The sequence below is a fragment of the Pseudomonas folii genome, assembly GCF_014357575.1.
GTDB classification, from domain to species: domain Bacteria; phylum Pseudomonadota; class Gammaproteobacteria; order Pseudomonadales; family Pseudomonadaceae; genus Aquipseudomonas; species Aquipseudomonas folii.
Map to the genome: position 1 here is coordinate 1 of NZ_JACONW010000053.1, position 19,592 is coordinate 19,592.

General features: G+C 58.1%; 13 protein-coding genes and 3 pseudogenes. 1 reads left to right on the forward strand and 15 read right to left on the reverse strand.

From position 1 onward, the window contains the following. Nucleotides 1–190: 190 nt before the first annotated feature. The 12 genes and pseudogenes from H8S59_RS12950 to H8S59_RS13000 all read right to left on the reverse strand — a co-directional run bounded on the left by H8S59_RS12950 (nt 191) and on the right by H8S59_RS13000 (nt 13,887). On the reverse strand, nt 191–1,195 hold the full coding sequence (locus H8S59_RS12950; RefSeq protein WP_095094389.1) for a response regulator: 1,005 nt from the start codon (nt 1,193–1,195) through the stop codon (nt 191–193). A 45-nt stretch (nt 1,196–1,240) separates the two neighbouring features. Further along, the gene (gene cheB / locus H8S59_RS12955; RefSeq protein ID WP_187521664.1) at nt 1,241–2,251 is read right to left on the reverse strand and encodes a chemotaxis response regulator protein-glutamate methylesterase; all 1,011 of its coding nucleotides are present in this window, start codon (nt 2,249–2,251) and stop codon (nt 1,241–1,243) included. Beyond that, nucleotides 2,248–4,638 carry a hybrid sensor histidine kinase/response regulator gene (locus H8S59_RS12960; RefSeq protein ID WP_187521665.1) on the reverse strand — a complete coding sequence of 797 codons (2,391 nt, stop codon included), beginning with the start codon at nt 4,636–4,638 and terminating at the stop codon, nt 2,248–2,250. The genes cheB and H8S59_RS12960 overlap by 4 nt, the downstream gene beginning before the upstream one ends. Continuing rightward, a complete protein-coding gene (locus H8S59_RS12965) occupies nt 4,635–5,324 on the reverse strand; it encodes a chemotaxis protein CheW (protein WP_095094382.1) in 690 nt (229 codons plus the stop codon). The genes H8S59_RS12960 and H8S59_RS12965 overlap by 4 nt, the downstream gene beginning before the upstream one ends. Beyond that, nucleotides 5,321–5,632: pseudogene (locus tag H8S59_RS27315) on the reverse strand (tetratricopeptide repeat protein); the annotation flags it as partial. The pseudogene H8S59_RS27315 and the gene H8S59_RS12965, both read right to left, overlap by 4 nt. A gap of 182 nt (nt 5,633–5,814) precedes the next feature. Beyond that, a pseudogene (locus H8S59_RS27320) lies at nt 5,815–6,619 on the reverse strand (CheR family methyltransferase); the annotation flags it as partial. Beyond that, nucleotides 6,616–7,155 (reverse strand): chemotaxis protein CheW, encoded by a 540-nt coding sequence (locus H8S59_RS12975; RefSeq protein WP_095094378.1) that lies wholly within the window; start codon nt 7,153–7,155, stop codon nt 6,616–6,618. The pseudogene H8S59_RS27320 and the gene H8S59_RS12975, both read right to left, overlap by 4 nt. A gap of 9 nt (nt 7,156–7,164) precedes the next feature. Continuing rightward, nucleotides 7,165–8,787: a methyl-accepting chemotaxis protein gene (locus tag H8S59_RS12980; protein WP_095094493.1), complete on the reverse strand. Its 1,623-nt coding sequence runs from the start codon at nt 8,785–8,787 to the stop codon at nt 7,165–7,167. Between the two features lie 490 nt (nt 8,788–9,277). Then, nucleotides 9,278–10,015, reverse strand: coding sequence for a tellurite resistance TerB family protein (locus tag H8S59_RS12985; RefSeq protein WP_095094376.1), 738 nt, complete (start codon nt 10,013–10,015; stop codon nt 9,278–9,280). A 235-nt stretch (nt 10,016–10,250) separates the two neighbouring features. Then, a complete protein-coding gene (locus H8S59_RS12990; RefSeq protein WP_187521667.1) occupies nt 10,251–11,357 on the reverse strand; it encodes an NADH:flavin oxidoreductase/NADH oxidase in 1,107 nt (368 codons plus the stop codon). A 101-nt stretch (nt 11,358–11,458) separates the two neighbouring features. Continuing rightward, entirely contained in the window at nt 11,459–13,174 is a 1,716-nt protein-coding gene (gene recJ / locus H8S59_RS12995) for a single-stranded-DNA-specific exonuclease RecJ (protein ID WP_099267655.1), read from the reverse strand. Nucleotides 13,175–13,344: 170 nt separating this feature from the next. Continuing rightward, on the reverse strand, nt 13,345–13,887 hold the full coding sequence (locus tag H8S59_RS13000; RefSeq protein ID WP_095094370.1) for a YaeQ family protein: 543 nt from the start codon (nt 13,885–13,887) through the stop codon (nt 13,345–13,347). A gap of 276 nt (nt 13,888–14,163) precedes the next feature. Here H8S59_RS13000 and H8S59_RS13005 point away from each other — a divergent pair, with 276 nt between their 5' ends. Next, complete coding sequence (locus tag H8S59_RS13005) at nt 14,164–15,054, forward strand: TIGR02285 family protein (protein WP_425504575.1); 891 nt, start codon at nt 14,164–14,166, stop codon at nt 15,052–15,054. Nucleotides 15,055–15,225: 171 nt separating this feature from the next. On the opposite strand, the gene H8S59_RS13010 is transcribed toward H8S59_RS13005, so the two are convergent. From H8S59_RS13010 to thrC, 3 genes and pseudogenes are all read right to left on the reverse strand, one after another. Continuing rightward, nucleotides 15,226–15,522, reverse strand: coding sequence for a DUF3509 domain-containing protein (locus H8S59_RS13010; RefSeq protein WP_095094368.1), 297 nt, complete (start codon nt 15,520–15,522; stop codon nt 15,226–15,228). Between the two features lie 190 nt (nt 15,523–15,712). Then, nucleotides 15,713–17,971 (reverse strand): annotated as a pseudogene (locus H8S59_RS13015) (transporter substrate-binding domain-containing protein); the annotation flags it as partial. A 173-nt stretch (nt 17,972–18,144) separates the two neighbouring features. Further along, nucleotides 18,145–19,554: a threonine synthase gene (gene thrC, locus H8S59_RS13020; RefSeq protein ID WP_095094366.1), complete on the reverse strand. Its 1,410-nt coding sequence runs from the start codon at nt 19,552–19,554 to the stop codon at nt 18,145–18,147. Between the last annotated feature and the right edge of the window lie 38 nt (nt 19,555–19,592).

The following is a 19,592-nucleotide window of genomic DNA, read 5'->3' on the forward strand; positions in this document are numbered from 1 at the left end:
GCCCATTGCGGCGGCCCACGGTTCAGGATCTGCGGGCGGGTACACCGAGCACCAGCGAGGTGCCGAGTGTTGGGCAAGAGCGTTTTGCTTACTTTTGCGCTTCTCAAAAGTGAGGCGCTGTAAAAGCGCAACCAATTAAAACCGTGACTGCGCTAACGGATATGTACACAGATACAGAAGTTGTAGATACCTACGCCACCGAAACCTGATTACGCCCATTATGCTTGGCCGCATAAAGCCCCTTGTCCGCCTCCTGAATCAACTGACGGCTGTTGCTGCCAGGCTGCGGGACGATGGTCGATACGCCAATACTGACCGTCAACGAAGCGCCCGGTGTCGGTGCGATGTGCGGGATGTTCATGCCGGCGACGGTCATGCGCAATTTCTCGGCCAGCAGACGTGCACCACCCGGCGACGTGTTGGGAAGGACCAACGCGAACTCTTCCCCACCATAGCGCGCAGGCAGGTCCGAAGGGCGAGCTGAACTGGCGCGAATGGCCTTGGCCACCTGACGCAGCGCTTCGTCGCCTTCCAGATGGCCGAAGTTGTCGTTGTAGGCCTTGAAGAAATCCACATCGATCATCATCAACGACAATTGGGTCTGATCGCGTGTCGCACGACGCCACTCAAGCTCCAGGTACTCATCGAAATGACGTCGGTTGGACAAGCCCGTCAAACCGTCGGAGTTCATCAGGCGCTGCAGCACGAGGTTAGTATCGAGCAACTGCTGCTGACTCACGCGCAAGGCGCGGTAAGCTTCGTCACGTTGCAACAGGGTCATGTAAGAGCGTGAGTGGTAACGAATGCGCGCTACCAGCTCGATCGTGTCCGGGAGTTTGACCAGATAATCGTTGGCACCGGCAGAGAACGCCGCGCTCTTGATCATCGGGTCTTCCTTGGTCGAGAGCACGATGATCGGAATGTCTTTGGTCAGCGGATTATTGCGGTACTCGCGCACCAGCGTCAGGCCGTCCAGGCCCGGCATGACCAGATCCTGCAGGATGACCGTAGGCTTTATCTGAATCGCCTGAGCAATGGCCTGATGCGGATCGGCGCAAAAATGGAAGTCGATACGCTCTTCGTTGGCCAACCCACGCCTGACCGCTTCGCCGATCATCGCTTGATCATCGACCAGCAGCACCATGGCCGAGTTTTCGTCATCTGGCTGGAGGGAGTCCAGCAGAAAATCATTCATTCAAGAACTCCTGTCCAACGCCTGATGGTGAATTCGCCTGAACACTCATTGGGCGAACACCTCTTTCAAACGCATCGAAATAGTCTCCAGCGGTTTGATCTCAACCGCCGCATCAATGGCCGCAGCCGCTTTGGGCATGCCGTACACCGCACAGGACTGTTGATCCTGAGCGATGGTCAAATAACCTTGCTGGCGCATGAGTTTGAGGCCTTGAGCCCCATCGCGTCCCATGCCCGTCAGCAAAACACCTACTGCGTCTCCGGTCCAGTAACGCGCCACGCTTTCGAAAAAAACGTCGATCGAGGGCCGATAGATTTCATTGACCGGCTCTGCCGTATAGGCCAGCGTGCCGTTCTTGAGTAAACGAATGTGGTGATTGGTGCCCGCCAGCAACACCGTGCCAGGACGCGGCGGTTCGCCTTCCTGAGCCAGCCGCACCGGCAGCCCTGAGGAACTGCTGAGCCATTCAGCCATTCCAGCCGCGAAGACCTGATCCACGTGCTGCACCAGCACGATGGCTGCCGGAAAATTTACCGGCAAGCCTTTCAGCAATATCTCCAGCGCTGCGGGCCCGCCTGCCGACGAACCGATGGCCACCAATTGCTGACGCTGACTACTGGCGCGTAGCGGTGCCGAGACAACCGGTTCAGAGCGCTGCTCGGGGCGCATCAACCAGCCAATATTGAGGATCTTGCGCAATAGAGGCGCGGCGGCATCCCTGGGATTGCCTGCGCCGATGGCGGGCGTGTCCACGACATCCAGTGCACCATGCCCCATGGCCTCAAACACCCGGTGCATATTCTGCTGGCGGTCTACGGTGACGATCACGATGGCGCACGGCGTTGCAGCCATGATCTGCCGCGTGGCTTCAACGCCATCCATGACCGGCATGATCAGGTCCATCAGAATGACGTCCGGAACCAGTTCGGCGCATTTGCGCACCGCTTCCGCTCCATTGCCCGCCACCCACACCACTTCGTGCGAAGGCTCCAGGGCCACCGCCCGACGCAAGGCCTCGACTGCCATGGGCATGTCATTGACGATCGCGATCTTCATGCCTGAGCATCCCCAATCAATTCAGCAACGGCATCGAGTAACGCGTCGTCATGGAAACTGGCCTTGGCAAGATAGTAATCGGCACCGGCATCCAGACCACGACGGCGATCTTCTTCGCGGTCTTTATAGGAAACGACCATTACTGGCAGGGATTGCAATCGAGTATCCCGGCGTACCAGCGTGACCAATTCGATACCGTCCATGCGGGGCATGTCGATATCTGTAATGAGCAAATCGAAATCTTCTGCGCGCAATGCATTCCAGCCATCCATACCGTCCACGGCAACGGCCACTTCGTAGCCGCGATTGACCAGTAACTTGCGCTGCAACTCACGTACCGTCAACGAATCGTCGACCACCAGCACACGTTTGCGCGATACAGCGTCAATCTGCCGGTTGCGCCGGTCGATGCGCTCCAGACGTCCGGTGTTGAGCAACTTCTCCACTGAGCGCAGCATATCCTCGACGTCGATGATCAGCACCGCCGAGCCATCGTCAAGCAAGGCACCCGCGGCGATGTCCTGGACCTTGCCCAACCGAGGATCAAGGGGCAACACAACGAGCGTGCGCTCGCCAATGAATCGCTCGACGGCAACGCCGTAAACCGCATCACGCTCGCGGATCACCACCACTTTGAGCACACCTTCGGTATTCTGGCTTGCTGGCCGATTCAGCAGCTGGCTGGCGGCGACCAGACCGACGTGCCGCTCTTCATGCCAGAAATGCTGACGCCCTTCGAGCTGGACAATATCGTCGCTGTGCACATCGCTCATGCGTTCAATGTGCGCCAACGGGAATGCATAGGCTTCGCCGCCGACCTCCACTACCAGACTGCGTACCACCGACAGGGTCAACGGCACTTCCATCACAAACCGGGTGCCTTTGTTTGCCTGTTGATCGGCAAAGACCACGCCGCGCAGTTGACGAACCATGTCATGGACAGCATCGAGGCCGACGCCACGTCCGGAAATCTCGGTGACTTTGTCTTTCAAGCTGAAACCGGGCAGAAACAGGAACGTCAGCAGTTCTTCTTCGCTCAATTGCGACGCTGTTTCAGCAGGCGACAATTGGCGTTTGATGATGTTGCTGCGTAGCCGCTCAAGATCAACGCCGCCGCCATCATCGCTGAGTTCGACCTGCAACTGGCCCGCTTGATGGGACGCCTTGAGGCGAATCAGCCCTTCCGCTGGTTTACCCGCAGCCAGGCGCGTTTCAGGGAGCTCGATGCCGTGGTCCACGGCGTTGCGCAACAAATGGGTCAGCGGCGCTTCGAGCTTCTCCAGCACATCGCGGTCTACCTGGGTTTTTTCCCCTTCGATTTCCAGCCGGACCTGCTTGCCCAGCTCGCGCCCGAGATCACGCACCATGCGCGCCTGACCGGCGAGAACATCGGCAAACGGTCGCATCCGGCAAGCCAGCGCGGTGTCATAGAGCTCCTGCGCTCGCTGCCCCGCCACCCAGCCAAACTCGTCCAGTTCTGCGGTCTGGTTGACCAGCATTTGTTGAGCTTCGGCAAGCAGGCGACGCGCTTCGTCCAGGGCTTTTTGCGCATCCGGGCCAAGACCGGCTTCACCAAAACTGGCCTCAAGATCGTCCAGCGCGCGGCTGCTGCCGGTCTGGATACGCTTGAGCCGTTGCATATTGGCCAGGTAAGGCTTGATGCGTTGCGTCTCGACCAGCGACTTGCTGGACAGATCCAGCAAGCTGTTCAGTCGCTCGGCTGTCACCCGCAGCACGCGCTCGCCACCCTCGGATGCCCGACGGTTACGCCGCATGGCGGGCGCAGCAGGTTCAGCCGGGCCTTCGTCAACAGACGACATGGGCGCTGACACTGGCGGAGCAGTAACAACGGACGCCGGACTTTCGTCAGGAAGATTGAGTGCGAGGAACGGATCAAGACCGGACGGCGTCGATTGCGTCAACCCCATCGCGGCCGCCAACAAGGCATCGTCAGCGGATGGGGTTGGTAACGTCGCACCGCGCAGCATACCGCTGCCCTGAGCCATCAGGGTATTCATGCGCTCCACATAGGCGTCGATATCGGCCTGCGCGACATTGCTCACGCCAGGCGTCGCGATGCGCATCAACAGGTCAGTGCCCTGCAGCAAGGCGTCGATATGTTCGGGCTGCAGGTACAGACGACCTTCCTGAGCGCTGACCAGGCAATCTTCCATGACATGGGCAACGCTGACCCCGAAATGAACACCAACGATACGCGCCGCGCCTTTGAGGGAGTGGGCGGCACGCATGCAGGCTTCCAGGTGATCAGCCTGGGTCGGGTCTCGCTCAAGGGCCAGCAGACCGCCGCTCAGCACTTGGGTCTGGGCTTCAGCCTCAAGGGTGAACAGCTCGAACAGCGAGGCATCGCGCATTTCATCTGGCGTCATGAAAGGCTCCGGTTGATCGCCGACAACAGTTGTTCTTCATCGAGCAGGCGCAGGCTGTAATCTTTCCACTGCAAGACGCCTCGGGTAAAACGGGCGTTGGCGTGAGTCCCGGAAGTCGAAGCCGAGTCCAGCAGGTGTTCTTCGATGGCATGGATACCGTGGACCTCATCCACCGGCACCACCACCGGACCGCCTTCAGCGGCAACGATCAGCATGCGCGGCATGATCCGGCTCGATTGCGCGGGCACAACCGTAGTATCCAGACCCAACAACTCCACAAGCGAAAGACAGGCAACCAGCGCACCCCGCACATTGGCCACGCCGAGCAATGCCCGGGAGCGCTGATGCGGCAGCGAATGAATGGCTTGCAGTGGTGCAATCTCTGCCAGGCAACGAGTGGGGAAACCCAGCCACTCTTCCCCCAGACGGAAAACCAGGATCGAGCGCGTTTTGGTCCTGACCTGAAAATCGGCCCCTTGCACATGATCGTGATCGCCTCGGGTCAGCGCATAGCGATCCAGCAAGCTGGTGGCTGCGGCAGCGTAGACCGGGCAGTTACGGCAATGGATATGTTCGACCAGCAATGGGCACGAGCGATCGCCATGAATGCCGATGCGATTCCAGCAGTCATCAATGGCCTGGGCATCTTCGTGGATGAAGCTCGAATAGCTGTAGATTCTGTTCATCGCGGGCTACCTTGCTTGTTCACACTGCGGGCCGCACGCTCATTGAGTCTGCGTGCACCGGCGCTATCGCCCTGGGCCGCCAGCAATGCAGCAAGTTGCGCCAATGCCTCTGGGTGTTGCGGCTGCAAATAAAGCGCCTTGCGATAAAAGCCCTGAGCCTGGGCATTCCCGCCTTCGACCTCACTGAGCAACCCCAACCAGTAAAACACCTGTGCCACGGGCTCATGGCTTTTCAGAAAACGCTCGCAGGCAGCGCGTGCTTCAGCGCTTTTGCCTTCGTTGGCGAGGCTGGCGATGGTGCCGAGCAATGTCGCAATGTCGTCCTTGCCCGTTGCCGTCATGCCGCTCCCCATTGCAACGGACGGTGATCTTTGCGTAGACGCAAGCGACACGGTGGTCGGTCGCGGCGGAGTGCGCGAAACGCTTCGTGGGTTGAAACCCGGCGGAATGATTGAACTGCGCGACGAGGGTTCAGCGAACAGCGATACGGGCTCTTCCGGCGCGGTGTAATGACTGAACGCAAAAGTCTGGGGAATACCAATCGAGCGCATGCCCATGCGCGTCAACAAGCTGCCTTCGGCAGGGCCGATAAACAGAATGCCGTCATCGCGGGTCAAGCGTTTGAGCACCTCGAACACATGCTTCTGCGTGGGCTGATCAAAATAGATCAGCAAATTACGGCAGAACACAAAGTCGTAGGCCGTCTGGTTTGTCAGTGCCGGATCAAGCAAGTTGCCCGCGCGAAAACTGATCCGTTCACGAACCCGGTCCTGCAGCTCAAAACCGTCTTCGGTCGCGTTGAAATAACGATCGCGATAGGAAATGTCATCGCCGCGAAACGAGTTTTTACCGTACACCCCACGCTGTGCGCGTTGAATCGATATCGGGCTGATATCCATTGCATCGATTGTGAACTGCGCTGCCAGCGCACCGGCATCCAGCAAGGCCATGGCGATGGAATAAGGTTCTTCGCCTGTTGAGCACGGCAGGCTGAGAATACGAATTGGCCGCACGCCGTTCAGCTCGGCAATACGCGTTTTAGCGAGCTGTCCTAACGAAACGAAGGATTCCGGATAGCGAAAAAACCAGGTCTCGGGAACGATTACAGCCTCGATCAACGCCTGCTGCTCATCCGCCGACGACTGCAGAAGCTGCCAGTAAGCGTCACTGTCGATGACCTTGGTGGCCAGGTAGCGCTGACGAACCGCACGCTCGACGATCGCCTCTCCCACGGAAGCGACATCAAGGCCGATGCGATCCTTGAGAAAACCGAAGAAGCGCGCCTCTTGACTCATAGCGCCTCCTCAATCATTTCAGATGCCGGGGGCTGCGCCGGATAGAGCAGCTCACGGACCTGATCACTGAGCAGGTCCTGAACGCGGATCCACTGCACAAGCCCTGACGCGTCTTCGCGTACCGGCCCCAGATAGGAGGCATCGGGATTGTCCAGGCCGTACTCCTTGAACTCGTCTGGCGCACAACGCAGCATGTCGGTGGCTTGCTCGATAATCAGCCCGAGCAGGCGCTTCGGCTGCCCGGCATCAGCCTGATAATGCACCAACACCAGGCGCGTGCTGGTTCGCGACTTGGCGATCTGGCCGAAAGCCAACGCCGCAAGGTCAATCACGGGGATCATATCGCCGCGGTGGGCCAACACCCCCGCAACCCACTGCGGCGCCTGGGCAATGACCTTGAGCGGCAGGCGCGGCAGCACTTCGGCGATTTGCAGCGCCTCCAGTGCATAGCGCTCATCGCCGATACGAAACAGCAGGAACAGCTTGTTTTTCGGCACCACCGAGGAGCTGCCGCGACTGACCGGTTGATCGCTCATGGTCAGTACTCAGACTTTGAAACGCGAAACGCCGCTGCGCAGACCGACCGCCACCTGACTCAACTCATCAATGGCAAAACTGGCCTGACGCAAGGACTCCACCGTCTGGCTACTGGCATCGCCCAATTGCACAAGCGCCTGATTGATCTGCTCGGCACCGGTGGCCTGGGCCTGCATGCCTTCGTTGACCATTAACACTCGCGGTGCCAACGCCTGCACCTGATGAATAATCTGCGTCAACTGTTCGCCCACCTGAGTGACTTCGAACATACCGCGGCGGACTTCCTCGGAGAACTTATCCATGCCCATCACGCCAGCAGACACCGCCGACTGGATTTCACGGACCATCTGCTCAATGTCGTAAGTCGCCACGGCCGTCTGGTCAGCCAGACGACGCACTTCTGTCGCGACGACGGCAAAACCACGGCCGTACTCACCGGCCTTCTCCGCTTCGATAGCGGCGTTGAGCGACAGCAGGTTGGTCTGGTCAGCGACCTTGACGATGGTCACGACCACCTGATTGATGTTGCCAGCCTTCTCATTGAGGATCGCCAGTTTGGCGTTGACCAGATCCGCCGCGCCCATCACCTGGTGCATGGTGTCTTCCATACGTGCCAGGCCCTGCTGACCGGAACCGGCAAGGATCGAAGCCTGATCAGCAGCACTGGTCACTTCGGTCATGGTGCGAACCAGATCCCGGGAAGTAGCAGCAATTTCCCGGGACGTCGCGCCAATTTCAGTAGTAGTCGCGGCGGTTTCGGTAGCGGTGGCCTGCTGCTGCCGGGAGGTGGCAGCAATCTCGGTGACGGATGTCGTGACTTGTACCGAGGAGCGCTGAGCCTGGGAAACGAGGCCAGTCAGCTCGGTCATCATGTCATTGAAGCCAGTTTCCACCGCGCCGAATTCGTCTTTACGATCCAGATTGAGCCGTTTGCTCAAGTCGCCGGTGCGCATGGTTTCCAAGATGCTGACGATGCGCTGCATCGGCGACATGATCGAACGCATCAGCAACAGTCCGCATGATGTCGCAGCGATAATCGCGATGAGCAGAGAAAGCCCCATGCTGATTTTTGCGCCGGTAACAGCGACGACAATTCGGTCCGTCGCGTCATCAGCTACTTTTTTGTTGATGACGATGATGTCGTTAAGTTGCTTACGACCCAGCGTCCAGACTGGTCTGGTCTGATCGTAAAACTCGGTCTTGGCTTTTATATAGTCGCCGCGCTGGAAACTGGTATGCACGTCATTGAGCAGGCGCGTGTAAGTCTCACGCTGCCGCTCGAAGTCAGTGAAATTCGCGCGGTCGTTATCATCAAAGATGGTTTGCTTATAGTTGTCGACCTGCTGTTGAAGGCGCGCCTCGAAATCCTTGAACTGGTCTTTTTCCGGGCCGGTCAACTCACGCCCCTCCCCTTCACCGATCAGCTCAAGAGTCCGAATGTAACTTTCACCCCAAGCGCTGCGCAGCAGGGTGCTGTAGTACACGCCGGGAAGTGCATCGAGGCGAACTTCTTCTTCACTGGACTGAATGGATAGCAGGCGGGAAAACGACACGATAACCATCATGAGCATGATGGCGATAATTACGGCGAAGCTCGCCAAGATCCGTTGGCGTAAGGTCCAGTTCTTCACGGTCATCCCTCAAGAGTTCAACACCGGACTTCACGCCGGGTTCAAGAAGCGGACCGATGAGCGGCCCAACGCGGCCTGAGTATAGCCCAGGCTCTGACGAACTAAGGGGGTTGTTTCAGAGATAAATTAGGCCTATTCCCACGAAATCCAGAGAATTGTCTTACAGGCCTTGGGTATTCGGATGAATGCAGGGGTTAGATGTGGTGTTGCAGATGGGTGGTTGGGCCAGCTTTACGCATGAACTGTGGGAGATTCTATGTCTCCTCACAAACCCGAAGATTGATCGCAACCCCGTAGGACCGGCTTCAGCCGCGAGGGCAATAGTCCTGGGGATGGATTTTTAGCGGATGTACTGACGTCCTCCCGGCTAAAGCCGGTCCTACGAGAGCGCGCAGGAACTGTGGGAGCGAGGCTTGCCCGCGATACATGAGACGCGGCTGAAAGGCATACCGCGTTGTCATTTGCTGCGAGCAAGCACAACCGACTGCTTTTAAACCTGCGCCTGACGCACCTGTATTTCCAGCTCAGCCTTCAATGCAGGTGCCAGCTTCAGTTGACGGGCCAGTTCGTCCAGATACACACGCTCCATGAACTGTTCTTCGTCCACCATCATCACACTGGCGATGTACATTTCTGCCGCCATCTCCGGCGTTTTCGCGGCACGCGCGACTTCGACCGGGTCCAGAGGCTTGTGCAGTTCGGCGTGCAGCCATTGCTGCAACTCTTGATCACCGGTCAGTTTGGTAAATTCACCTTCGATCAGCTCACGTTCGCGCTCATCGACATGACCATCGGATTTGGCTGCGGCGACCAATGCGCGAAGGATTGCCTGACTGTGCTCCTCGACTTGCTCCGGTGGCAGACGGTCAATGGTCTGTGGCTCGCCCTGCCCGGCCAGGCCCTGCTTGGCCTGCCAGTTGCCATACGCCTTATACGCAATAACGCCCAGGGCGGCCAGGCCACCATAAGTCAGCACTTTGCCGCCAATTTTGCGCCCGCCCTTGCTGCCCAGCAGAAAACCCATGGCGCCGGAAGCCAGGGCACCACCGCCAGCACCTGACAACAGGCTGCTCAAACCACCGCCACCAGCACCGCCCAACAAACCACCCAGGCCGCCCGCAGCAGAGGATTTCTTGCCGCCTTGCTGATGCCCGGCACCACCGGCCTTGTTCTGCAACATCTCCTGGCCGGATTTAAGAAGTTGGTCGAGTAAGCCACGCGTGTTCATGGAAAGCCTCCACAGACTTTTTCATTCGATTGGGTACATGGCAGAGTAAAACGAAGTGTGTCATGGCTGGAGAGTCGGAGTGCTTCCGGATGTTGCAACGAAGACGTGGGACCGGCTTTAGCCGGGAAAGCGGTATGTCCACCAATACAAATGTACCGGCGGTACTGGCCCTTTCCCGGCTAAAGCCGGTCCCACGCCATCATGCTTGCGGGCAAGCACCGACGCCCATCACACACTAATCCCGCAAATCAGACTCATGGATCGGCTGATCACGATGGGTAGCACGCTGATACTGCGCAGGCCAGGTTGCCTTGCGGCCGCCGAGGTCATCATCGGCATGCAACGGCCAGTAAGGATCACGCAGCAGTTCGCGGGCGAGGAGGATGATATCGGCCTGCCCGGTGCGCAGGATGTGCTCGGCCTGAGCCGGTTCGGTGATCATGCCCACAGTGCCCGTCGGCATCTCCGACTCCTTGCGAACCCGTTCGGCGAAGCGCGTCTGATAACCCGGACCCACAGGGATTTCAGCATTGGCTGAAGTGCCGCCCGACGACACGTCGATAAGGTCAACACCCAGCTCTTTCAAGCGGCGCGCCAGTTCAACGGTTTCATCCGGGTTCCAGCCATCTTCCACCCAGTCAGTGGCGGACACTCGCACAAACAAAGGCAACTCTTCAGGCCAGACCGCACGTACAGCTTGAGTCACTTCAAGCGTCAGGCGAATACGATTTTCAAATGAACCGCCGTATTTGTCCTGACGCTGATTGCTCAGCGGCGACAGGAACTGGTGCAACAGATAACCGTGGGCGGCATGCACTTCCACGACCTTGAACCCGGCCGTGAGCGCCCGCTTTGCAGAGGCCACGAAAGCTTGAACGACGTCCTGAATCTGCGCCTCGCTCAATTGCACCGGCGCCGTGTGTTTGGGATCGAAGGCAATCGGCGATGGCCCCCAAGGGGTCCAGCCGCCCTCTTCGGCTTTGATGCTGCCCGACTTGCCCAGCCACGGCCGCCAAGTGCTGGCCTTGCGTCCGGCGTGGGCGAGCTGAATCCCTGCAACCACGCCTTGAGCGTTGATGAAGCGGGTGATTCGCTGCAAGCCTTCGATCTGCTCATCGTTCCACAGGCCAAGGTCTTCAGGCGTGATTCTGCCGTCTTTGGTGACCGCAACAGCCTCGGTAAAGACAAGGCCAGCACCGCCCACTGCGCGGCTGCCAAGGTGGACCAGATGCCAGTCGTTCGTCAGGCCATCGACCGCTGAGTACTGACACATCGGGGATACCGCAATGCGGTTGCGCAAGGTTAGCTGGCGAAGGGTGTAGGGTTCTAACAACAAGCTCATGGGAACCTCTCAGGCTGTAATAGGCAGCAGGGCACGCGATAAAAAACGTGCCTGAAGCCTAGTCGACAATCCAATAGCTTTGAGGGTTCCTGCTGTGTGCGCTAGCGTGGCGCGATGTGCGCCACCATCAGTTGTACGGTTTCATTGCCACGAAACTCGTTGAGATCCAGTTTATAGGCCAGTTCGACCCAACGAATGTTCGGGTTTGGCCAGACATCACGGTCAACACCGAATGCGATGGCATCCAGCTTCACGCTGCCGCATTCGCTCTTGAGCACCATCTTCAGATGACGCTCGCCCACCACCCGTTGCTCTACTAACTGGAAAACACCATGAAACAACGGCTCGGGAAAGTGCTGCCCCCACGGACCTGCGTTGCGCAGTGCGCGCGCCAGTTCCAGGTGAAACTCTTCGACCGCCAATGCGCCGTCGGACAACAGACGGCCGGTCAGGTCCTCTTCATTCAACTGGCGCCGCACTTCTACATCGAAAGCTTCGGCGAACGCCGGGAAGTTCTCCTCCGGCAATGACAACCCCGCCGCCATGGCGTGGCCGCCAAACTTGCTGATCAGCTCGGGATGCTGTGCAGCTACAGCGTCCAGTGCGTCACGAATGTGGAAACCGGGTACCGAGCGAGCCGAGCCCTTGAGCATGCCCTCGCCAGCGCTGGCGAACGCGATGGTCGGGCGGTGATAACGCTCTTTCATGCGCGACGCGAGGATGCCGATCACCCCCTGATGCCAGTCCGGTTCGAACAGACAAAGGCCGAACGGCATCGACTCCAGCGGCAAGTCCTTGAGCTGGGCCAGCGCCTCACGCTGCATGCCCTGCTCAATGGATTTGCGGTCCTGATTGAGCTCATCCAGTTGCACGGCCATTTCACGGGCCAGGGTTTCGTCCTCACAGAGCAGGCACTCGATCCCCAGACTCATGTCATCCAGACGCCCCGCTGCGTTCAAGCGCGGGCCAAGGATGAAACCCAGATCGGTGGAAGTGATGCGCTTATGATCACGACGTGCGACTTCAAGAATCGCTTTGAGGCCTGGTCGCGCACGCCCTGCGCGAATACGCAGCAAGCCCTGGTGCACCAGAATGCGATTGTTGGTATCCAGCGGCACCACGTCGGCGACGCTGCCCAAGGCGACCAGATCCAGTAATTCGCCCAGGTTCGGTTGCGCACGCTGGTTAGCCTCGAACCAGCCGCTGTCCCGCAGCCGCGCACGCAACGCCATCAGCACATAGAAAATAACCCCGACGCCCGCCAGAGCCTTGCTGGGAAACGTGCAGCCGGGCTGATTGGGATTGACGATGGCGTCGGCGGCAGGCAGTTCATGACCCGGCAAGTGGTGATCGGTGACCAGCACCTGCAAACCAGCGGCCTTGGCTGCGGCAACGCCTTCAACGCTGGAGATGCCGTTATCGACAGTCATCAGCAATTGCGGCTCGCGTTCCAGCGCAACGGCGACAATTTCCGGGGTCAGCCCGTAACCGTACTCGAAGCGATTGGGTACCAGATAATCGACATGTGCGGCCCCCAGCAGCCTCAGCCCCAGCACGCCCACGGTGCTTGCTGTAGCGCCGTCAGCATCGAAATCGCCGACGATGAGGATCCGCTGGCGTTCGTTCAGGGCCGTGACCAACAGATCTACCGCCGCATCGATGCCCTTGAGTTGCTGATAGGGAATCAGCCGAGCCAGGCTCTTGTCGAGTTCGGCCTCTGACAGCACGCCCCGAGCGGCATACAGTCGCGTCAGCAGCGGCGGCAGATCACCGAGAAAAGGCAGGGTTTGCGGCAGGAGACGAGGTTCGATGCGCATGCGTTTTTTTTGATTCCGACCAGGTTTGGAATAACTGACTGACTTGAAATGCTTTTCTTTAGGAGCTCACGAGCACCGCGAGGCAGCGATGGCGTCCTGTCTGATATACCGCTATCGCGGCCTTGCGGCGCTCGTGTGCTCCTACAGGAAACGTCGAGACCGGAACGACCTCAGCCGCGCTCGCCGGTAAGCCATTGCAACTGGACTTCGTGCTGACCACGATCGTCCGTGACGAAGACAGTCCCTTCGCTGATCATCACGTCCCACTTGATGACCCGCGGCATGTCCTTGGCCAGTACTTCGAGTACTTCTTGCGGAACAGCGGCAACGTTGACGTTTTTCAGGTTCTTGATGGCAGGAATGACCTTCCCTTCCCAGACGCGCAGACTGCCGTAGGCCAGCAGGCTGGTACGTTCGGTGCGGCGCGAACACCAGGTCAGGCGATCCGCGTCAGGCTGGCCAACTTCGATCCAGTGCAGGACACGATCATCAAGACTTTTTTCCCACAGGGCAGGCTCGTCCACGTCCGAGAGGCCACGGCCAAACGACAGCTGCTCGTTGTACCAGAAGGCATAAGCCAACAGGCGAACAGTCATGCGCTCCTCGGTTTCCGAAGGATGGCGGGCAATGGTCTGTTTGACGGTTTCGTAAACCCCACGATCAAGATCGGTAAGGTTGAGTTCGAATTTGTAGGTCGTGGACGGCTGGGCCATGTACGGGCTTCTAGATACGGGGAAAGGCGGCAAGTCTACCCGATGCAGGCTCATTGAACGACCCGACCGGTCGATTGACCAAGATGTTTGCCCTGGTTGATGATCTGGGGGAGTGTTTCACAGGGCCAAATACCTTAAGGGATGTCAGGCAAAGCCCGATACTCCTGGCGACGGGTTATGAGTGATACTGCACGGCACGCCCGACTTAGAGCGTCTATCCTCCTGCGTGTCATCTGACACCCATACTCCAGCCATTTCCCGGGGACGACATCCGCGATGCCTGATCGCAACTCGCATCCCGCCAGACCGGCCCTGGTCAGCTGCCTCGCCCTATTGGGTCTCATGGTTCTGCCGGGCATCAGCCATGCCAAGGACACACTGATATGGCTGCTACGGGACTTGCCCCCCTCGACGATTTTTTCCGGCCCTGCTGAAGGGAAAGGCGCTGTCGACAAGCTGATGCCATTACTCATCGCCCGGATGCCTGAATATGATCATCTGCCGATGCGAGTCAATCGAGCTCGCGGGATGCAAATGCTCAAGGACGGCGTGTTCGCGTGCGACCCCACCTTGCTCTGGACGCAGGAGCGGGCCAAAAGCATCGTATTTTCGATTCCGACCTTTGCGACATTCAGCAACGGTCTGATCGTGCGCCAACAGGACATGACCCAATTCACCCCTTATGTGGATCGGGGTGTGATCGATCTGGAGGCTGCGCTGAAAAACAAGACCGTCAAGATAGGCGTCGTTGCGGAGCGCAGCTACGGGCTGGTGATTGATCAGATTCTGAGCAAGGTTGCGGACGACGAATTAAGCATGCATTACGGTGGCGATGCCGTGGGCAGCCTGTTGCAGATGGAGCGCCTGGGACGCCTGCAAGGTCTGATCAGCTATTGGCCGGAAGCCCTGTATCAAGCACGCCAGCAAGGAATACCCGAACAGGACCTGGTGTTCTTGCCTGTAAAGGGCGTTCCCAAATACCAGTTCACGCATATTGGCTGCTCGAACACCGCCCAGGGGCGGCAAGCCATGGAAATCATCAATCGCGAGATGCGGGTGCTACGTGAGACGAAGCTGGTGGGGTTCTATGCGCAGTGGCTGCCGTCCCCCAAACGTGAGGAATATCTGGAAGACGCCAAAGCGTTCTTTGCCAGACCGGGCATGTAAAAACATAATTCAGCGGGCTTGAAAAAAGAAACCCCGAGCAGCGGGGAGACTACTCGGGGTAAACCGTGGTCCATTCGGGACCAGTACGAACAGGTTGAGCCACCGGAGCACAGTGTCTGAACCTGCCGTAATTAGTCAGAGCGCCAATGGACCGTAAGGTTCCAGATCACTTCAAACAAAGCCGGGCGCCGGGATGAACGGACGAGCAAGGGCTGCGTTGCGCATTGCCGCAATCACACAAGGCTCGATACGCCCTTCGGCAACCATCAAATCACGACGCAAGCCATCCACTACATCCGTCAGCTGGCGTTTGTCACACAAATGCGCTGCGGTGAATGTGCGTTCGATTACCACTGCACCGGCTGCATCCTTGATAGACACCAGGCGCTCACCCAGCGGTCCAACAGGCCCAAGTTCGGCCTGGTAAGGTGCCAGCGCTTCACTTAGCAGTAAGCTGATATTTTCCATCCGGATCACCACTCAACAATTTGAATGCAAAGGTGCTTATCAATGACCATCGGCATCGCTGGAAAGTTTCGATGGTTTAACGATGTCGCCGCTCGAGCATGCCTGTCGAACATGACAGAGAAAAAACCATCGGCCCGTTCTGAGCGCCACGTCGATCGAATACGCATCATGCCGCCTCGTCACCAACGTCGATCATGTCGAGAAGCGACCGGGCGGAACCTAGAGCGACTTCCACCGAGCTGGAAGGCGTCTGCCCTTTGTGCAGGGCATGCTCCAGCTCCAACTCCAGCAAGCCGACAATCACTTCCAGATTTCTGCGCATCTTATGGCCTACATCTGTCATGAAGAGGTTTTTCGCATCATTGACTGCGTTTGCTCGCTCCTTGGCTTCACACAGTTGCGTTTCCAGTTGCTTGCGCTCGCTGATATCGATCCAGCCACCCAGCAACCCCTGAACCTCGCCGTCGGCGCGATAGAAAGGCACCGTCCAGTGCAAGGCATCAATCTGCTTGTCTCCCAGACGCATACTGCGGTCAGCGAAAATGGGCTGACGCGTCTCCAGCAGCTTGATGTAATCCCCGTGCAACTGCTCAGCGGTCTCTTTAGGTATCAGCTCCACATCAATCAAGCGTCGACCATTCATCTGTTCGAAGCTGATCCCCAGACTTTCTTCATAGCTTCGATTACAGGAGATCAACCGCCCTTTCAGGTCCCTGACGTATACAGGATTGGGTATTCCATCAAACAGCGCATGCTTGAAGATCAATTGGTCGTTAAGTGCCTCCTCGGCTTTGAGACGCTGATGGATCTGAACCTTGAGACGGCTACTCCAGATCAGCGAAACCAGCCCCAGCGATAGCGCAACGCTGAGCGCCCAATACACCCAGCCGGGAATCCGACTCAACAGGCCGGGCTGCTGCACAACAGACGACATCCACTTCGTGCGGATGGCGCGCATCTCACCGACCGGAAACTCTTCCAGCGCTTTATTGAGGATACTGAGCAGTTCGGGCTGAGACTTGATGACCGACATCCGGTCAGGGGACCACCATCCCTCCACACTTCGGCCGATTTTCAGCACGCCGCGCGGATCCAGATAAGCGCCTGCCTCGTTCTGAATCGTCGCCACAGCATCCCCGGAAGCGACGAGTTTGCGGGCCTCTTCATAGTTGGCCGTCAGGATCAAATTTATACGTGGATGTTCGCGCCTTATGATGCCTTCCAGAGCATGGCTGGCAGGCAACGCCAGGGTGCGCCCGGCCAGTTCTCGCAGTGAATGCAGAGAAGCCTCCCCTGCGCGCAACACAAATACCCAGCTGTTACCGCCAAACGAATAACTGAAATCGAGCAGCTCCCGACGCTCTGTAGTCTCTGCAAGCGTCGTATTCATCTGGGCCTGACCGCTACGCAGAAGGTTGAAAGCCTGCTCAATGCTGGAGGCTTCTTCATGCATGAACCGCAGACCGGTGATGCGTGATATTCGATTCAATATATCGACATTAAGCCCTACCCAATGCCCGTCCTTGTCACGGTAGATATAGGGCGGATGCTGCTCAGAAGCGACCGTGACCACCGGGTGTCTGCCGATCCAGCTTTTTTCGCTACGGCTTAGCGCAATGCGCTGGCTACTGGCGTCAGTGCCCAAACCGAGTGTCCAGCGTCCCAGCACTTCACGAGTAGTCGCAGACCCAAGACTGGCCAGCGCAGTATCGATCAGGGACAGTAATTGCCCCTGGTCCGAGCGCACAGCAAATGAAAAGCTGTCCTGAGGCAGCAAACTGTCGAACTGAACCTGTAATCCAAGATAGGGACGCAATGCTATATAGGAGCGGACAATAACGTCATTACCAATGAAGGCGTCCGCCTCTCCGTGGCTGACAGCCTCCATGGCACTGAAGAGGCTGGGGGCAATGATGATTTCGCTCTCAGGGTAGGCGGCTCGCAGAGCCAGAAGGTCCATGTAGCCCTCAAGGACCACAACCTTGTTACCCTTGAGCGCCTCCTCCAGACCTCGCCCTCTGCCGCGAGCGACGACGACCGAACGATCATTCATATAGCCCATCGATAACCGTAGATCGCCGAAACCGCGCTCAAAATCATTGGCAGTGGCGATGATATCGATGGTGCCATCCCGCAGCGCTTTGATTGCGCCCTCGGGTCTGGGGAAGCCGCGCACCTGCATTCGGACATTCAACTTGCTGCCGATCAGACTCAAATAATCAGCACTGATGCCCTGATACCGGTTGCGATCGCTGGTGATGTCGACCGGCTCATAGTCGACGGTAGCAACCCCGACTCGTAGCGCGGGTCGATCATCGAGCCATTCACGATCCGAGGCAGACAACACCAGTGGATCCAGAGCGATAAATGGGGCGACAAGGCTGAACGACAGGCTCCGCTCAGCATGGCTGGGCTGAACGAACAACACAGCCAGGAATAGTGACAGCACACGTAGTGTGCTTTTGATGGGAGCGAGGTTCTTGCTTTCGAAGGCGCCCCCTTTGCTTGCAATTTTCACAGCGACTAACTCATCCGTAAGTGTCTAAAACTCCCAAAGTGTGGCATGCAGAAATGGTAAGGCCCGCTGGGGGGCGGGCCTTAAGTTGTTACACGGATATACCGTTAGAGCGGTTTACCCCGGTTGCCATGCTGACTAACGAAGGCCTGTATGGCTTTCAGGTCATTAGGCAAAACCGTGCAACGTTCGTCCCGCTCGAACAAATCAGACAAATGTGTAGGTAGCTCTAGCGCTTTTCCTACACCAGCTTTCTCCACTGCTTCCGGGAATTTGACCGGATGCGCGGTGCCAAGGATCACCATCGGCGTATCGAGGCTGCGACGACAGGCCCTGGCGGCCTTCACACCGATCGCCGTGTGCGGGTCGAGAACCTCGCCAGTCTTCGCAAAAACATCCGCAATGGTCTCGCAGGTTTCTGCATCGCTGACGGCCAGCGAATCAAACAGCTTGCGGGTTTCGGTCCAGCGCTCTTCTTCGACGCTGAAACCACCGCCTTGCTTGAAGCTGTCCATCAGACCGGCGAGCGTGGCACCGTTGCGGCCATGCATATCGAACAGCAGACGCTCGAAGTTCGACGACACCATGATGTCCATGGATGGCGACAGGGTCGCGTGCAAGGTCTCTTTTACATACTGATTGCCGCTCATGAAGCGGTGCAGAATGTCGTTGCGGTTGGTGGCGACGATCAATTGATTGATCGGCAGCCCCATGTTGCGTGCAAGGTAACCCGCGAAAATATCGCCGAAGTTGCCGGTAGGCACCGAGAACGACACCGAACGCGCCGGGCCACCCAGCTGCAGCGAAGCGTGGAAGTAGTAGACGATCTGAGCCATGATCCGCGCCCAGTTGATCGAGTTGACCGCGACCAGACGCGTGCCCTTGAGAAAGCCCTGATCAGCAAAGCTGTTCTTGACCATTTCCTGGCAGTCGTCGAAGTTGCCTTCCACGGCGATGTTATGGATGTTGTCGCCAAAGATGGTCGTCATCTGGCGGCGCTGAACGTCCGATACCCGGTTGTGCGGGTGCAGGATGAAGATGTCGACGTTATCGCACTTGCGGCAGCCTTCAATGGCCGCAGAGCCGGTATCACCAGATGTTGCACCGATGATCACAACACGCTCGCCACGCTTGGCCAGCACGTAATCCAGCAGACGACCCAGCAATTGCAGTGCGAAGTCTTTGAATGCCAGCGTCGGGCCGTGGAACAGCTCCAGCACCCACTCGTTGCCATTCAACTGACGCAATGGCGCCACTGAACTGTGGGCAAACACGCCGTAGGTTTCCTCAAGGATTTTTTTGAAATCCGCATCCGGAATGCTGCCGGTCACGAACGGACGCATCACCCTGAAGGCCAGTTCGTGATAAGGCAGGCCCGCCCAGGAAGCGATTTCTTCCTGGGTAAAGCGCGGCAGGTTTTCCGGTACGTACAGGCCGCCGTCACTGGCCAGACCAGTCAGCAGCACGTCTTCGAAATTCAGGGCCGGCGCCTGGCCGCGGGTACTGATGTAGCGCATAAAATTCAAACCTTCGGTTTGAGCTTCAAGTTTCAAGC

Excerpts from the sequence above, each read along its gene's own strand:
- H8S59_RS12950 (WP_095094389.1), bottom strand. The coding sequence starts at position 1,195 with ATGAATGATTTTCTGCTGGACTCCCTCCAGCCAGATGACGAAAACTCG.
- cheB (WP_187521664.1), bottom strand. The coding sequence starts at position 2,251 with ATGAAGATCGCGATCGTCAATGACATGCCCATGGCAGTCGAGGCCTTG.
- H8S59_RS12960 (WP_187521665.1), bottom strand. The coding sequence starts at position 4,638 with ATGACGCCAGATGAAATGCGCGATGCCTCGCTGTTCGAGCTGTTCACC.
- H8S59_RS12965 (WP_095094382.1), bottom strand. The coding sequence starts at position 5,324 with ATGAACAGAATCTACAGCTATTCGAGCTTCATCCACGAAGATGCCCAG.
- H8S59_RS12975 (WP_095094378.1), bottom strand. The coding sequence starts at position 7,155 with ATGAGCGATCAACCGGTCAGTCGCGGCAGCTCCTCGGTGGTGCCGAAA.
- H8S59_RS12985 (WP_095094376.1), bottom strand. The coding sequence starts at position 10,015 with ATGAACACGCGTGGCTTACTCGACCAACTTCTTAAATCCGGCCAGGAG.
- H8S59_RS12990 (WP_187521667.1), bottom strand. The coding sequence starts at position 11,357 with ATGAGCTTGTTGTTAGAACCCTACACCCTTCGCCAGCTAACCTTGCGC.
- recJ (WP_099267655.1), bottom strand. The coding sequence starts at position 13,174 with ATGCGCATCGAACCTCGTCTCCTGCCGCAAACCCTGCCTTTTCTCGGT.
- H8S59_RS13000 (WP_095094370.1), bottom strand. The coding sequence starts at position 13,887 with ATGGCCCAGCCGTCCACGACCTACAAATTCGAACTCAACCTTACCGAT.
- H8S59_RS13005 (WP_425504575.1), top strand. The coding sequence starts at position 14,164 with ATGCCTGATCGCAACTCGCATCCCGCCAGACCGGCCCTGGTCAGCTGC.
- H8S59_RS13010 (WP_095094368.1), bottom strand. The coding sequence starts at position 15,522 with ATGGAAAATATCAGCTTACTGCTAAGTGAAGCGCTGGCACCTTACCAG.
- thrC (WP_095094366.1), bottom strand. The coding sequence starts at position 19,554 with ATGCGCTACATCAGTACCCGCGGCCAGGCGCCGGCCCTGAATTTCGAA.